Source organism: Micromonospora sp. KC207 (assembly GCF_004348615.1).
Taxonomy (GTDB): Bacteria; Actinomycetota; Actinomycetes; order Mycobacteriales; family Micromonosporaceae; genus Micromonospora.
In genome coordinates this window covers 1-14,928 of sequence record NZ_SMKJ01000177.1, presented here as the reverse complement: position 1 = coordinate 14,928, position 14,928 = coordinate 1, and the positions used below count along the sequence as shown (strand labels likewise).

Sequence of the window (14,928 nt, the reverse complement as noted above, 5' to 3'; positions counted from 1 at the left end):
GTGACGGCAGCCGGATCGGGCTGCGGCACGGGGGTTCCCGACCGGTCGGCGGGACGATCGGTCGCACCTTCGACCTGGGCAGCCAGGGCGGTGACCGGGGCGGGGCGGCGGCGCAGTTCGGCGGGGAACACGGCGGCGGCGACCAGCAGCCCGATCGCGCCGGTGACCACGAAGCCCCACAGCGGGGCGGACACGTCGATGACCGCGCCGGCCAGCGGAGCGCCGAGGGCGATGCCGACGGTCACCGCCGAGCCGTGCAGACCCATCGCCTCACCCCGAACGGTGGCCGGGACGAGCCGGCTGACCGCGTCGGCCGTCGCGGCGAGCGCCGGCGCGCAGAGCATCCCGGCCGGGACCAGGGCGAGGCAGAGCAGCCACCAGTGCGCACCACCCAGCCCGACGGGGATGGTGCACAGGCTCAGCACGGCGACCAGGGCCAGGGGCGAGACCGGGCGGCTGACCGCGCCGTACGCGAAGCCGCCGACCAGCGACGCGACCGCCCACGCGGCGAGCACCGCGCCGGTCCAGCCGACCTCGCCGCCGGCCCGCAGCACGGCGACCACCGCGACGTCGGTGCCCCCGAGCACCAGGGTCGTGGCGAGGCTCACGGCGAGGACGGCGACCAGCCTCGGGGTCAGCCACTCCCGGCGGGGCACCCGCTGCCGCTGCGGTTCCGGCTCGCTGGCGGCGCGGGTGGGCGGGTCCAGTAGCCAGAGGGTGGTGCCGGCGGCGACGATGCCCGCGCCGACCGCGTAGAGGGTGACCCGGGCGGACACGGCGGTGGACAGGGCCACGGCGAGGGCCGGGCCGACCATGAACGACAACTCCACCGACATCGAGTCCAGCGCGTACGCAGGGCGGCGGTGCTCCGGCGGCGCGAGCGCGGCGATGGACTGGCGGACCACCGAGAAGATCGGCAGGGCGAGCAGACCGGCGACGAACGCTGCGGGCAGCAGCAGCGGGTACGGCAGCGCCGGTGCGGTGAACCAGAAGATCGCCTCGGCGACGGTGGTCAGGGCGAGCACCGGCCGCAGGCCGCGCCGGTCGACCAGCCGGCCGAGCAGCGGGCCGCCGAGCGCCGCGCCGACGGTCATCGCGGCCCCGACCAGGCCGGCTGCGCCGTAGCCCCGGCCGAGGTCGAGCACCACGTAGAAGGTGATGGTCACCCCGGTCGCGGTGAGTGGGATGCGGGCGAGCACGGACACCAGCAGCAGCGGCCGGAGCCCGGGCAGGGCGAGCGCCTGCCGATAGGGCTTCATGTTCACGACGGTCGGGCACCTCCGCCCGACATCCTCGACCGGGGGTACGACACCCGCCACCGGTTTACGCTCAGGTGGCCTTGATCACCGGCGCGCCGCTCATCGCCACCCCGGCGCCCTCCATCGCCCGCAGGGCCACGTCCAGCGTCGCGGGCGCCACGGCGGCGGTGAGGTCGAGCAGCACGGTGGTGGCGAATCCCTCCCGGGCGGCGTCCAGCGCGGTGGCCCGGACGCAGTGGTCGGTGGCGATGCCGACGATGTCCACCCGGTCCACCCCGCGGGCGCGCAGCCAGTCGGCGAGGCGCTCGCCGTCCCCGGCGTGCCCCTCGAAGCCGGAGTACGCCGCCGCGTGCTCGCCCTTGTGGAAGATCGTCTCGATCCGGCCGGTGGCCAGCTCGGGGTGGAACTCCGAGCCGGGGGTGCCGACGACGCAGTGCGCGGGCCAGGAGTCGACGAAGTTTGGCGGGTCGCCGAAGTGCGCGCCCGGGTCCACGTGGTAGTCCTTCGTCGCCACCACGTGGTCCCAGCGGTTCGGCTCGGCGGCGAGCAGCCGGGAGATCCCCGCCGCGACGCCGGCGCCGCCGGCCACGGCGAGGGAGCCGCCCTCGCAGAAATCGTTCTGCACGTCGACGATGATCAGCGCGTTCGCCATGCCAGGGTGCTCCTCACGTTACGGGGCCAGCGGTGGGCGGGTGGCCGGTTCAGCCGGCGGGGACCACGGTCACCGGGACCGCCGGGTCGCCGGCGGAGAGCTTGAGGCCCTCCCAGGGGATCGAGATCAGGCATTGCCGCAGGTGCTCCCGCGACTCGTCCAGCGTCGGCAGCCCGACCGGCTCGCCGCCGGCCACGTACGTCCGCTGGAGCAGCCGGTCGTGCGGCTGCCGGTCCGGTACGCCCTGCGGCACGATGACCTCCTCGGTCGCCGTGCCGGTCGGCTTGTGCCGGCGCACCGCGACCTTCCGGCCGCCGATGGTGGCCTTGTGCTCGGAGCGCTTGACCACCGGTCGCCCGGCCACCTCGACCAGTTTGTAGACCAGGCCGGCGGTGGGCGCGCCCGAGCCGGTGACCACCGCGGTGCCCGCGCCGTACATGTCCACGGGCTCGGCGGCGAGCGCGGCGATGGCGTACTCGTCGAGGTCGCCGGAGACGATGATCTTCGTCTCGGTGGCGCCGAGCGAGTCGAGCAGCTCGCGGGACTGTTGGGCGATCACCGCGAGGTCGCCGGAGTCGATCCGGATCGCCCGCAGCTCCGGCCCGGCCACCGCGATGGCGTTGCGGATGCCCTGGCTGATGTCGTACGTGTCGACCAGCAGCGTGGTGTCCTTGCCCAGCGTGGCAACCTGCGACGCGAACGCGGCCCGCTCGTCGTCGTGCAGCAGGGTGAACGCGTGCGCGGCGGTGCCGGCGGTCGGGATGCCGTAGCGCTGGCCGGCGGCCAGGTTGGAGGTGAACCGGAACCCGGCCAGGTACGCGGCCCGGGCCGCCGCCACGGCCGCCTCCTCGTGGGCCCGCCGGGAGCCCATCTCGATCAGCGCCCGGCCGCGGGCTGCGGTGACCATCCGGGCGGCCGCCGCGGCGACCGCGCAGTCGTGATTGAGCACCGACAGCACCAGCGTCTCCAGCACCACGCACTCGGCGAAGCCGCCGGAGACGGTGAGGATCGGCGAGCCGGGGAAGAACAGCTCGCCCTCGGCGTACCCCTCGACGTCGCCGGTGAACCGGTAGCCGGCCAGCCACTCGGCGGCGGCGTCGTCGACGACACCGGTGCGGCGCAGGAAATCGACCTCGTCGGCGGAGAAGCGGAAGTCGTGGATCATGTCGATCAGACGGGCGGTGCCGGCCACCACCCCGTAGCGGCGCCCGGTGGGCAGCCGACGGCTGAAGACCTCGAAGACGCACGGGCGGTCGGCGGTGCCGTCGTCCAGGGCGGCGCTGACCATGGTCAGCTCGTAATGGTCGGTCAGCAGCGCGGGGCGAAGGGTGCTCACCCGCCCAGCCTAGAGTTCACCTTCCCGGCTCGCTTCCCCCCGCCCCGGGGAGGACCCCAGACCTCCCGTTCGGCCGGCGGCCCGGCGGGTGATCCGGGCCCGTCCGGCGTTCCGGTTCATCGCTTCCCCGCGACCGGTGGCACGATGGGGGGCATGGCGGCTCCGCAGGTTGCGCCGGTCGAGACGCCGGACACCGAAGAGGTGCCGGTCTCCGACCGGCCATGGGTGACGATCGTGTGGGACGACCCGGTCAACCTCATGTCATATGTGACCTGGGTCTTCCAGAAGCTGTTCGGCTACAGCCGGGAGAGGGCCGAGAAGCTCATGCTGGACGTGCACCACAAGGGCCGGGCGGTCGTCTCCACCGGGGCCCGGGAGCGGATGGAGCACGACGCTGCGCAGCTGCACGCGTACGGGCTCTGGGCGACGGTGGAAAGGTCGTGAGCATGTTCCGTCGCCAGGGCGAGCGGTACGTCGCCACGCTCGTCGTGGACGAGGTGCGGGTGCTGCGCAAGGTGGCCACCGAGGTGGTGGGGCTGCTCACCGACGGCTTCGACCACACCGACCCGGTGGTGGGCCGGCTCTTCCCAGAGGCCTACCCGGACGATTCGGCCGGCACGGCGGAGTTCCGCAAGTACACCGAGGGCGACCTGAAGACCGGCAAGATCGACCAGGCCGGGGCGATCCTCGCCGCGCTGCCCGACTCCGCCGGTGGCGAGGTGCAGCTCGACGCGGAGGCGGCCGAGGCGTGGCTACGGGGCCTCAACGACGCCCGCCTGGCGATGGGCGTCCGGCTGGAGATCAAGGACGGCACCGACCTGGGCGCGGAGCTGGACGAGGCGGTCGCCGCCGATCCGTCGTCGAGCCGGGTGTTCCAGCTTTCGGTCTACGCCTACCTCGGGTATCTCCAGGAGTCCCTGCTCAACGCCATGCTCGACTGAGCGTGACCGGCACCACTTCGCCCCGGGCGTCGGCGAGGGCTAGGCTGGTCGGCGTGCTGAGCATCGACCGGTCGATCATCGACGCGATCGTCGCCCACGCGCGTCGGGACCACCCGGACGAGGCGTGCGGCGTGGTCGCCGGTCCCGCCGGCAGCGACACCCCGACCCGGCACATCCCCATGGAGAACGCGGCCCGCTCCATGACGTTCTACGAGTTCGACTCTATGGAGCACCTGCGGGTGTGGCGGGAGATGGACGGCCGCGACGAGGAGCCGGTGGTCATCTACCACTCACACACCGCCACGGAGGCGTACCCGTCCCGCACGGACATCTCCTTCGCCGGTGAGCCGGGGGCGCACTACCTGCTCGTCTCCACCCGCGAGCCCGACACCGAAGAGATCCGCTCCTTCCGGATCGTCGACGGCGTGGTGACCGAGGAGCCGGTGGAGATTGTGGACGCCGCCGTGGACCCGCACGCCGTCCAGTCCTACATGTTCGGGCAGAGCCCGGCGACGGTCGACTACGAGTGTTCCGACCGCTGACCCAGCGGCCCCGCGACATTCCTTCTCTTCCTGTCACCGTGCAGACCGCACACCCGAACAAGGAGTACGACATGGCTATCGAGGTTCGCATCCCCACCATCCTGCGCACGTACACCGGCGGCGCGAAGGTCGTCGAGGGTGCCGGCGACACCCTGAACGACCTGCTGACCGACCTGGACTCCCGGCACGGTGGCCTGCGGGCCCGCCTGGTCACCGACGCCGGCGCGCTGCACCGGTTCGTCAACGTCTACGTCAACGACGAGGACGTCCGCTTCCTCGGCGCGCTCGACGCCAAGCTCAACGACGGCGACAGCGTCACCATCCTGCCGGCCGTGGCCGGCGGCGCGTTCGGCTTCGCCGCGGCGGCGGCGATCGCCTCGCACAGTGCCGCGGCGATCGCCTCGCGCGCGTCGACCGCGCGCGTCGCCGCCCGCTGAGGCGGCCGACGATGGCGCGGTACGACAGCCTGCTGGACGCCTGCGGCGGCACCCCCCTGGTGGGGCTGCCTAGGCTGTCGCCGGCGGTGCCCGAGGGGGCGCCGCCGGTGCGGCTCTGGGCGAAGCTGGAGGACCGCAACCCGACCGGCAGCATCAAGGACCGGGCGGCCCTGTTCATGGTGCGCCGGGCGGAGTCCGACGGCAGGCTGCGCCCCGGGGACACGATCCTGGAGCCGACCAGCGGCAACACCGGCATCTCGCTGGCCATGGTGGCCAAGCTGCGGGGGTACCGGCTGGTCTGCGTGATGCCGGAGAACGTCTCGACCGAGCGGGTCCAGCTCCTCCGGATGTACGGCGCGGAGATCATCTTCTCGCCGGCCGCCGGTGGCTCGAACCAGGCCGTCGCCACCGCCAAGCAGATCGCCGCCGAGCACCCCGACTGGGTGATGCTCTACCAGTACGGCAACGAGGCGAACGCCCGGGCGCACTTCGAGACCACCGGCCCGGAGCTGCTGGAGGACCTGCCCACGATCACCCACTTCGTGGCCGGGCTGGGCACCACCGGCACCCTCATGGGCACCGGGCGGTACCTGCGGGAGAAGGTCGACGGCATCCAGATCGTCGCCGCCGAGCCGCGCTACGGCGAGCTGGTCTACGGGCTGCGCAACATCGACGAGGGGTACGTCCCGGAGCTCTACGACGCCACCGTGCTGACCCGGCGGTTCTCCGTCGGCACCCGGGACGCCGTGCTGCGTACCCGGCAGCTCGTCGAGGTGGAGGGGATCTTCGCCGGTTTCTCCACCGGCGCGATCCTGCACGCCGCCCTCGCCGTCGCGCACGAGGCGGTCCGCGACGGCCGCCGCGCCGACGTCGCGTTCGTGGTCTGCGACGGCGGCTGGAAGTACCTCAGCACCGGGGCGTACGGCGGCACCCTCTCCGATGCCGAGGAGGCCCTGGAGGGGCAGCTCTGGGCCTGACGGCGGGCTGCCGCCGGGCTGGACGACCGACCGACGACGCTGACGGGCCGTGACCGGGTGACCGGCTCGGCCCGTTCGTCGTCGCGGCCCGTTCGTCGTCGCTGCCCTGCCAGGCGGGCCGAGGGTGTCACGTTCGTGACAACTTCCAGTAGATGATTCTTGCGCCGGGGTGCGTCAGCGTAGGCTGCGCAGCGTGTCGTACGCGTCGGTAGAGATCATCGACAGAGCGGCGGCCGGCGCGGCGACTACGATACGTGACGGCGAGACGACTTCATGCGACTGACCGTCCTCGGCTGTGCGGGGAGCTTTCCCGGCCCCGACTCCCCGTGTTCGGCCTACCTCGTCGAGGCCGAGGGTTTCCGGCTCCTGGTCGACTTCGGCTCCGGCGCGCTCTCCACCCTCCAGCGCTACGCCGGGCTGCACGCCCCGGACGCCATCATCCTCACCCACCTGCACTGCGACCACATGCTCGACGCCGCGTCGTACGTGGTGGTGCGGCGGTACGCCCCGGACGGTCCGTACCCGGCCCTGCCGGTGTACGCCCCCTCCGGCGCGCCGGACCGGCTCGCCCTGGCCTACGGCCAGGAGGACAGCACCGTCGAGGACGTCTACCAGTTCTACGGCCTCCAACCCGGCACCTTCCCGATCGGCCCGTTCACCGTCACCGTCGACCGGATGAACCACCCGGTCGAGACGTACGGGGTGCGGCTGGAGCACGACGGAAGGGTGCTCTGCTACTCCTCCGACACCGCGCCCTGCGAGGCGCTGCTGCGGCTAGCCCAGGACGCCGACGTCTTCCTCTGCGAGGCCAGCTACCTCGACGGGGTGGAGAACCCACCTGACCTGCACCTGACCGGCCGGGAGGCCGGCGAGGCGGCCACCAAGGCGGGCGTGGGACGGCTGCTGCTGACCCACCTGGTCGCCGCGTGGGGCAGCGAGGCACTCACCGTCGAGGCGGCCGGCACGGCGTACGAGGGGCCGCTGGAGGTGGTCCGCGCCGGCGCCTGCTACGACGTCTGACCCGACGGGCGGTCCCGCCGCCGGGTTGTGCCGCACTGTTCGCCGATCCGTCAGCAGCCCGTCGCCTGGCGCATCCGTGCCACCCGCACGGTGAGGCCATGCGGATCGCCATCGTGACCGAGTCGTTTTCCCCGGACGTCAACGGCGTGGCGCACTCGGTCGTGCGGAGCGCCGAGCACCTGCTGCACCGGGGGCACCAGCCGCTGGTCATCGCGCCGGCCCCGCCGGCCGCGCACCGGGCGGCGGCCGACCGCCAGCCGTACCCCGTGGTGCGCATCCCGAGCGTGCCGCTGCCCCGCTACCGGGGGTTCCGGCTCGGGGTGCCCGGCGGGCGGCTGGCGGAGGCGCTGCTGGCCCACCGGCCGGACGTGGTGCACCTCGCCAGCCCGTTCGTGCTGGGGGCCCGTGCCGCCACCCTGGCTGCGCGGCGCGGGCTGCCCACCGTCGCCGTCTACCAGACCGACGTCGCCGCGTACGCCCGCGCGTACCGCGTCGGCTGGGGCGAGGCCGCGGCCTGGCGGCGGCTCCGGGAGATCCACAACTCGGCCGGGCGGACCCTCGCCCCGTCCACCCGGGCCGCCGCCGACCTGATCGCCAACGGCGTCGAACGGATCTGGCTGTGGCGGCGCGGCGTCGACGCGGAGCGTTTCCAGCCGGGCAACCGCTGCGCTGCGCTGCGCCGGTCGCTCGCCCCGGACGGCCACACCCTCGTCGGGTACGTCGGCCGGCTGGCCCCGGAGAAGCGGGTGGACCTGCTCGCGGCCACCGCCCGGCTGCCCGGCGTCCGGGTGGTGGTGGCCGGCGACGGCCCGGCCCGCCGGCAGCTCGAACGGGCCCTGCCCGAGGTGACCTTCCTCGGCGTGCAGCAGGGCGAGGCGCTGGCCCGGCTCTACGCCAGCCTCGACGTGTTCGTGCACACCGGGCCGCACGAGACCTTCGGGCAGACCATCCAGGAGGCGGCGGCCAGTGGGGTGCCCGTCGTCGCGCCCGCCAGCGGCGGCCCGGTGGACCTCGTCCAGTCCGGTGTCACCGGCCTGCTGGTGCCGCCCGGCGATCCGGTGGCGCTGGCCGACGGCGTCGCGGTGCTCGCCGCCGACCCCGCCCGCCGGGCCACGTACGGCGCCGCCGCGCGGGTCCTCGTCGCGCGGCGAAGCTGGTCGGCAGTCGGGGACGAGCTGATCGGTCACTACCGGGCGGTCCGGTCCGCCGGGGAGCCGGCCGACGCCCTGCCGGCCGCCTGAGGACCGCCGTGCACGAGTCGAGCGCCGCGCCGCAGCCCGCCGGCACCGGGGGCGGGCTGCGGATCGTCCGGCTGGCGAACTTCGTCGCCGAGCGGTCCGGTGGGCTGCGCACCGCCCTGCACCAGCTCGGCGCGGGCTACCTGGCCGCCGGGCACGAGCCGGTGCTGGTGGTGCCCGGCCCGCGCCGCACCGACAGCCAGCACCCGTACGGGCGACTCGTCACCCTGCCGGGACCCGTGGTGCCCGGCAGCGGCGGATACCGGGTGCTCGCCGGCCGGCGGGACGTGGCCCGGCTGCTCGACTCCCTCGCCCCCGACCGGCTGGAGGTGTCCGACCGGTCCACGCTGCGCTGGGTCAGCACCTGGGCGCGGGCCAACGGAGTGCCGTCGGTGATGGTGTCGCACGAGAGCATGACCGGCCTGCTGGCCCAGTGGGGCGTGCCCCGCCCCGCCGTCCGGCCCATCGCCGACCGGCTGAACGCGGCGACGGCCCGCGCGTACGACCGGGTGGTCTGCACCACCGCGTGGGCGGCGGAGGAGTTCCGCCGCATCGGCGCGCCCGACGTGGCCCTGGTGCCGCTCGGCGTGGACCTGGAGACCTTCCATCCGGCGCGGGCCGACGCGGGCCTGCGCGAACGGTACGTCGACCACACCGAGGTGCTGCTGGTGCACTGCGCCCGGTTGTCCCGGGAGAAGCGCCCGCACCTCGCCGTCGACGCCCTCGCCGCCCTGCGCCGCCGTGGCGTGCCAGCGGTGCTGGTGCTGGCCGGCGACGGGCCGCTGCGGCCGGCGCTGACCCGCCGCGCCGCCGACCTGCCCGTGCACTTCACCGGGTTCCTGCCCGGCCGGCTCGCGGTGGCCGCGCTGCTGGCCAGCGCGGACGTGGTGCTCGCACCCGGGCCGGTGGAGACGTTCGGCCTGTCCGGGCTGGAGGCGTTGGCCTGCGGCACCCCCGTGGTCGCCAACGCCGCGAGCGCCCTGCCCGAGGTGCTCGGCCCGGCCGGAGAGGCGGCGCACGGGTCGCCGGGCGCGATCGCGGCGGCCGTGACCCGGCTGCTGGCGATCCCCGAAGCCCGCCGCCGGGCGACCGCCCGGGCCCGGGCGGAGCGGTTCGGCTGGCCGGCCGCCGTGGCCGGCTTCCTCGCCGCGCACGCCGCCGGCCCCGACGCGCTCCCGCGACCGGGCGTGCCGACGGCGGGACCCGCGGTGGTCCCGCCCACCGCACCACATAGGGTGCAGGCATGGCGCGACCTGACGGGCGGCTGCCCGACCAACTCCGACCGGTAACCCTCAGCCGCGGCTGGAGCACCCACCCGGAGGGCTCCGTGCTCGTCGAGTTCGGCGGGACGCGGGTGCTCTGCACGGCGAGCGTCACCGAGGGGGTGCCCCGCTGGCGCAAGGGTTCCGGGCTCGGCTGGGTGACCGCCGAGTACGCGATGCTGCCGCGGGCCACGAACACCCGCTCGGACCGGGAGAGCGTCAGGGGCCGGGTCGGCGGGCGTACCCACGAGATCTCCCGGCTGATCGGCCGCAGCCTGCGGGCCAGCATCGACCTCAAGGCCCTCGGCGAGAACTCCGTCGTCCTCGACTGCGACGTGCTCCAGGCCGACGGCGGCACCCGCACGGCGGCCGTCACCGGCGCGTACGTGGCGTTGCACGACGCGGTGAGCTGGCTGGCCGCCCGCAAGGCGCTGGCCGGCAAGCTGGAGAAGGTGATGCACCGGTCCGTCGCCGCGGTGAGTGTCGGCGTCATCGCCGGCGAGGCCCGGTTGGACCTGTGCTACGAAGAGGACGTGGCCGCCGAGGTCGACATGAACGTGGTCTGCACCGGGTCGGGCGAGTTCGTCGAGGTGCAGGGGACGGGCGAGTCCGGCGTCTTCGCCCGGGACCAGCTCGACGCCCTACTCGACCTGGCGGTCGCCGGCTGCGCGGAACTGGCCGAGGCCCAGCGGAAGGCTCTGTCGTGAGCGCGAGGAGTGAGCCTGCGAACCCCGCAGGCGCGAACAAGGGCGGAACGGCATGAACAAGATCCTGCTCGCCACCCGTAACCGCAAGAAGCTCGTCGAGCTCCAGCGGATCCTCGACGGTGCGCTCGGCGCGCACCGGGTCGCCCTGCTCGGCCTCGACGACGTCGAGAAGTACCCGGAGCTGCCGGAGACCGGCCTGACCTTCGGCGAGAACGCGCTGATCAAGGCGCGGGAGGGCTGCCGGCGCACCGGCATGCCGACCATCGCCGACGACTCCGGCCTCGCCGTGGACGCGCTCAACGGCATGCCCGGGGTGTTCAGCGCCCGCTGGTCCGGCCGCCACGGCGACGACCGGGCCAACCTGGAGCTGGTGCTGGACCAGATCGCCGACCTGGCCGACGAGCACCGGGACGCGTCCTTCGTCTGCACGGTGGCCCTGGTGCTGCCGGGCGGCAAGGAGCACCTGGTCAACGGCCGACAGTCCGGCCGGCTGCTGCGCGCGCCGCGCGGCGAGGGCGGCTTCGGGTACGACCCGATCTTCCTCGGCGACGGCCAGGACCGCACCAACGCGGAGCTGACCCCGCAGGAGAAGGACGCGGTCAGCCACCGGGGCAAGGCGCTGCGCGAGCTGGCGAAGCTGGTCGCGAAGGTGCTGCCGCCGGCGGCCTGAGGGCGGTCGGCGGCAGCACCCGGCGGTGCTGGCTGCACGGCCCCGGCCGCGCTGCGGCGCTCAGCCGAGCGGGCCGATCTCCCGCTCGATCGCCGCCCGCAGGCTCGGCCCGGCCACCACGGCCCGCGCGGCCTCCATCAGCGGGGCGAGGAAGACGTCCGGCCCCGGCTCCCCGGCCACCTCGCCGAGCGCCGCGAGGGCGGCCCGCCCGGCCGGGGACGGGGTGAGCGGGGCGCGGAGCTGGAGTCCCCGCACGGCGGCCAGCAGCTCCACGGCCAGCAGGCTGGTCAGGTTGTCCAGCACGGTGCGCAGCTTCTTCGTCGCCGCCCAGCCCATCGACACGTGGTCCTCCTGCATGCCGCTGGTCGGCAGCGAGTCCACCGAGGCGGGGGCGGCGAGGCGGCGGTTCTCCGCGACGATCCCGGCGGCCGTGTACTGGGCGATCATCAGCCCGGAGTTGACCCCGGCGTCGGGGGAGAGGAACGCCGGCAGGTCCCGGTTGCGGGTGACGTCGAGCAGTCGGTCCACCCGCCGCTCGGCGATCGCGCCCACCTCGGCGGCGGCGATGGCCAGGAAGTCCGCGGCGAAGCCGAGCGGCGCGCCGTGGAAGTTTCCGGTCGACTCGACCCGGCCGTCCGGCAGCACCACCGGGTTGTCCACCACGGACACCAACTCCCGGTCGGCCACCGTCCGGACGAAGTCCAGAGTGTCCCGGGCCGCCCCGGCCACCTGCGGCGCGCAGCGCATCGAGTACGCGTCCTGCACGGCGTGCGCCAGGTCGTCGCGGTGCGAGTCCATGACGGCGGAGTCCTGGAGCAGCCGGTGGATGTTCGCGGCCGACATCGACTGGCCGGGGTGCGGGCGGATCGCGTGCAGCTCCGGCAGGAACGGCCGCTCCGAGCCGAGCATCGCCTCGATGGCCAACGCGGCCGTCACGTCGGCCATGGTGAACAGGTGGGCCGCGTCGCGGATTGCCAGCAGCAGCATGCCGAGCATGCCGTCGGTGCCGTTGATCAGCGCCAGCCCCTCCTTGGCGGCCAGCTCGACCGGGGCGAGCCCGGCCGCGTGCAGCGCGTCGGCGGCGGACAGCCGTTGACCGGCCGGGCCGAGCACCCAGCCCTCGCCGAGCAGCACCAGCGCGCAGTGCGCGAGCGGGGCCAGGTCACCGGACGCGCCGAGCGAGCCGTGCTCCGGCACCCACGGGGTGACCTGGTGGTTGAGCAGGTCCACCAGGGCCTCGGCGACCAGCGGGCGGACCCCGGAGCGGCCCAGCGCCAGCGAGCGGACCCGCAGCAGCATCATCGCCCGGACCACCTCGCGCGGCATCGCCGCGCCCAGCCCGGCGGCGTGCGAGCGGATCAGCGCGTGCTGCAACTCGGCCCGCCGCCGCGGGGCGACGAACGTGTTCGCGAGCGCCCCGAACCCGGTGGAGACGCCGTACACGGGCCGGCAGGCGGCCTCGATGCCGTCCACGATGGACCGGCTGGCCGCCATCGCCGCCACGGTTGACGGGGCGAGGGCTACCTTCGCGGTGCCGCGCGCCACGGCGAGCACGTCGGCGGGGGAGATCCCGGTGGGCTGGACGGTCACGATCGACATTGCGGCACTCCGTTGTGCAGAACCTGGCGGATCAGGGGCACACCGGGCCGGTAGGCCAGGTGCAGGTGGGACGGGGCGTCGAGGATCATCAGGTCGGCCCGGGCCCCGGGCCGCAGCACCCCGACGTCGTCGCGGCGCAGCGCCCGCGCGCCCCCGGCGGTCGCGGCCCACACGGCCTCCGCCGGGGTCATCCGCATCTCGCGTACGGCGAGGGCGAGGCAGAACGGCATCGACGAGGTGTACGACGACCCGGGGTTGCAGTCCGTGGCCAGCGCCACGGTCACGCCCGCGTCGAGCAGCCGCCGCGCGTCCGGGTACGGCGACCGGGTGGAGAACTCCGCCCCGGGCAGCAGGGTGGCCACGGTCTGCGAGCCGGCGAGCGCCTCGACGTCGGCGTCGGACAGGTGGGTGCAGTGGTCGACGCTGGCCGCGCCCAGCTCCACCCCGAGCCGCACCCCCGGCCCGGGGCCGAGCTGGTTGGCGTGCAGCCGCACGCCGAGCCCGGCCGCCTGCCCGACGGTGAGGATGGCCCGCGCGTGGTCGGCGTCGAACGCGCCCCGCTCGCAGAACACGTCGACCCAGCGGGCGTACGGTGCGGCGGCGGCGAGCATCGGCCCGCAGACGAGGCCGACGTAGTCGTCGGAGCGGCCGGCGTACTCGGCGGGGACGACGTGCGCGCCGAGGAACGTCGTCTCGCCGGTCACCTCGGCGGCGATCCGCAGCGAGCGGGCCTCGTCGGCGACGGTGAGGCCGTACCCGCTCTTGATCTCGATCGTGGTGGTGCCCTGCCGCATCGCCTCGCCGACCAGCCGGCGCACGGTGGCCCGCAGCGTGCCGTCGGAGGCGGCCCGGGTCGCGCCGACCGTGGTCCGGATGCCCCCGCCGGTGTACGGCTGGCCGGCCATCCGGGCGGCGAACTCGGTGGCCCGGTCCCCGGCGAAGACCAGATGGGCGTGGCTGTCCACGAAGCCGGGCAGGACCGCGCCGCCTTCGGCGTCGATGCGGCGGCCGGCGGCCGGCGCGTACCGGGCCGGCCCGACCCAGGCGACCCGGCCCTCCTCGATCAGTACGGCCGCGTCGCGGCGCAGGCCGAGGGGACTGCCGTCGCCGGTGCCGGCCATGTTGGTAACCAGTTCCCCGACATTGTCGACCAGCAGGCTGCCGCTCACCGGATCACCGCCTCGATCGCGGCGCGCAGCTCGGCCGGCACGTCCACGGTCAGGTGCCGCCCGTCGGCGACCACCTGCCGGCCGTCGACGACCACGGAGGCCACGTCGGCGGCGGTCGCCGCGAAGAACGCCCCCACCGGCGGCACCCCGGCGGTGCGGGGGCTGTCCTGGCGTACGGTCACCAGGTCGGCGCGGGCCCCGACGGCGAGCCGGCCGGCGTCGGCCCAGCCCAGCGCGGCGTGCCCGGTCGCGGTGGCGGCGGCCAGCAACTCCGCCGGGGCGAAGTGGCCGCGTCGGCGGGTGCGCAGCCGTTCGTCCAGTTCCACCGCCCGGGCCTCCTCGAACAGGTCGACGACGGCGTGGCTGTCGCTGCCCAGGCTCAGGCCGACGCCCGCGTCGGCCAGCCGCCGCGCCGGCCCGATCCCGTCGGCCAGGTCCCGCTCCGTGGTCGGGCAGAGGCAGACCCCGGCGCGGGCGTCGCCGAGCAGCGTCACGTCGGCGCTGGTGAGGTGGGTGGCGTGCACGGCGGTCGTGGCCGGCGTGAGCACCCCCCGATCGGCGAGCAGCCGGGTCGGGGTGCAGCCGTGCATGGCGCGGCAGGCGTCGTTCTCGGCCGGCTGCTCGGAGAGGTGCACGTGCAGCGGCACCCCCTCGTTGCGGCGCGCGAAGGTGGCGATCTGGTCGGCCGGCACCGCCCGCACCGAGTGCAGCGCGGCCCCGACCCGGCAGTGCTGCCGGGCGTGCGACGCGGCGGTCAGCCGGTCGTGCCGGTCGGACCACCCGTCGACGTCGCCGTCGCCGAAGCGCCGCTGCGGGCCGGCGAGCGGCGCGCCGTCCACGGTGGCGGTCAGGTAGAGCGTGTCGAGCAGGGTGATCCGGATGCCGGCCTGGGCGGCGGCCTCGACCAGGGCCGCGCCCATCGCGTTCGGGTCGGCGTAGCCGGTGCCGTCGGGGCCGTGGTGCAGGTAGTGGAACTCGCCGACGCAGGTGATCCCGGCCAGGGCCAGCTCGGCGTACGTGGCGCGGGCCAGGGCGAGGTAGCTGTCCGGGTCGAGCCGGGCGGCCACCTCGTACATCCGGTCCCGCCAGCTCCAGAAGTCGCCCCGCCCGCCCTGGGTG

The 14,928-nt window shown here is 74.9% G+C and carries 16 protein-coding genes; 10 read left to right on the top strand and 6 right to left on the bottom strand.

What is annotated here, in order from left to right:
- The 3 genes from E1258_RS21035 to E1258_RS21025 form a co-directional block, all read right to left on the bottom strand.
- Positions 1–1,259 (bottom strand): MFS transporter (locus E1258_RS21035; RefSeq protein ID WP_243715601.1); only part of this gene is annotated, 1,259 nt, incomplete at its 3' end.
- Between the two features lie 70 nt (positions 1,260–1,329).
- Positions 1,330–1,911, bottom strand: a complete 582-nt coding sequence (locus E1258_RS21030) for an isochorismatase family protein (protein WP_132404001.1) — start codon at positions 1,909–1,911, stop codon at positions 1,330–1,332.
- A 49-nt stretch (positions 1,912–1,960) separates the two neighbouring features.
- Positions 1,961–3,247 (bottom strand): nicotinate phosphoribosyltransferase, encoded by a 1,287-nt coding sequence (locus tag E1258_RS21025; protein WP_132403998.1) that lies wholly within the window; start codon positions 3,245–3,247, stop codon positions 1,961–1,963.
- 153 nt (positions 3,248–3,400) lie between these two features.
- Here E1258_RS21025 and clpS point away from each other — a divergent pair, with 153 nt between their 5' ends.
- The 10 genes from clpS to rdgB all read left to right on the top strand — a co-directional run bounded on the left by clpS (position 3,401) and on the right by rdgB (position 11,041).
- Positions 3,401–3,691 (top strand): ATP-dependent Clp protease adapter ClpS, encoded by a 291-nt coding sequence (clpS, locus tag E1258_RS21020; RefSeq protein ID WP_007075033.1) that lies wholly within the window; start codon positions 3,401–3,403, stop codon positions 3,689–3,691.
- A 2-nt stretch (positions 3,692–3,693) separates the two neighbouring features.
- Positions 3,694–4,188 carry a DUF2017 domain-containing protein gene (locus E1258_RS21015; protein WP_207919649.1) on the top strand — a complete coding sequence of 165 codons (495 nt, stop codon included), beginning with the start codon at positions 3,694–3,696 and terminating at the stop codon, positions 4,186–4,188.
- A 53-nt stretch (positions 4,189–4,241) separates the two neighbouring features.
- Positions 4,242–4,730, top strand: coding sequence for a Mov34/MPN/PAD-1 family protein (locus E1258_RS21010; protein ID WP_007075035.1), 489 nt, complete (start codon positions 4,242–4,244; stop codon positions 4,728–4,730).
- Positions 4,731–4,801: 71 nt separating this feature from the next.
- Complete coding sequence (locus E1258_RS21005) at positions 4,802–5,167, top strand: MoaD family protein (protein ID WP_007075036.1); 366 nt, start codon at positions 4,802–4,804, stop codon at positions 5,165–5,167.
- Between the two features lie 11 nt (positions 5,168–5,178).
- On the top strand, positions 5,179–6,144 hold the full coding sequence (locus E1258_RS21000) for a PLP-dependent cysteine synthase family protein (RefSeq protein WP_007075037.1): 966 nt from the start codon (positions 5,179–5,181) through the stop codon (positions 6,142–6,144).
- 273 nt (positions 6,145–6,417) lie between these two features.
- Positions 6,418–7,164: an MBL fold metallo-hydrolase gene (locus E1258_RS20995; protein WP_007075038.1), complete on the top strand. Its 747-nt coding sequence runs from the start codon at positions 6,418–6,420 to the stop codon at positions 7,162–7,164.
- 98 nt (positions 7,165–7,262) lie between these two features.
- A complete protein-coding gene (locus tag E1258_RS20990; protein WP_132403992.1) occupies positions 7,263–8,405 on the top strand; it encodes a glycosyltransferase family 1 protein in 1,143 nt (380 codons plus the stop codon).
- A 56-nt stretch (positions 8,406–8,461) separates the two neighbouring features.
- On the top strand, positions 8,462–9,691 hold the full coding sequence (locus tag E1258_RS20985; RefSeq protein WP_132404004.1) for a glycosyltransferase: 1,230 nt from the start codon (positions 8,462–8,464) through the stop codon (positions 9,689–9,691).
- Positions 9,646–10,371: a ribonuclease PH gene (gene rph, locus E1258_RS20980; protein WP_132403989.1), complete on the top strand. Its 726-nt coding sequence runs from the start codon at positions 9,646–9,648 to the stop codon at positions 10,369–10,371. Before E1258_RS20985 ends, rph begins: the two co-directional genes overlap by 46 nt.
- A gap of 52 nt (positions 10,372–10,423) precedes the next feature.
- The gene (gene rdgB / locus E1258_RS20975; protein WP_132403986.1) at positions 10,424–11,041 is read left to right on the top strand and encodes an RdgB/HAM1 family non-canonical purine NTP pyrophosphatase; all 618 of its coding nucleotides are present in this window, start codon (positions 10,424–10,426) and stop codon (positions 11,039–11,041) included.
- A 60-nt stretch (positions 11,042–11,101) separates the two neighbouring features.
- Here rdgB and hutH read toward each other — a convergent pair whose 3' ends face one another.
- The 3 genes from hutH to E1258_RS20960 form a co-directional block, all read right to left on the bottom strand.
- A complete protein-coding gene (gene hutH, locus E1258_RS20970) occupies positions 11,102–12,640 on the bottom strand; it encodes a histidine ammonia-lyase (protein WP_132403983.1) in 1,539 nt (512 codons plus the stop codon).
- Positions 12,628–13,761 carry an imidazolonepropionase gene (gene hutI / locus E1258_RS20965; protein ID WP_243715602.1) on the bottom strand — a complete coding sequence of 378 codons (1,134 nt, stop codon included), beginning with the start codon at positions 13,759–13,761 and terminating at the stop codon, positions 12,628–12,630. The genes hutH and hutI overlap by 13 nt, the downstream gene beginning before the upstream one ends.
- Positions 13,762–13,805: 44 nt before the next feature.
- A partial coding sequence (locus tag E1258_RS20960; RefSeq protein WP_132403977.1) for a formimidoylglutamate deiminase occupies positions 13,806–14,928 on the bottom strand: 1,123 nt, incomplete at its 5' end.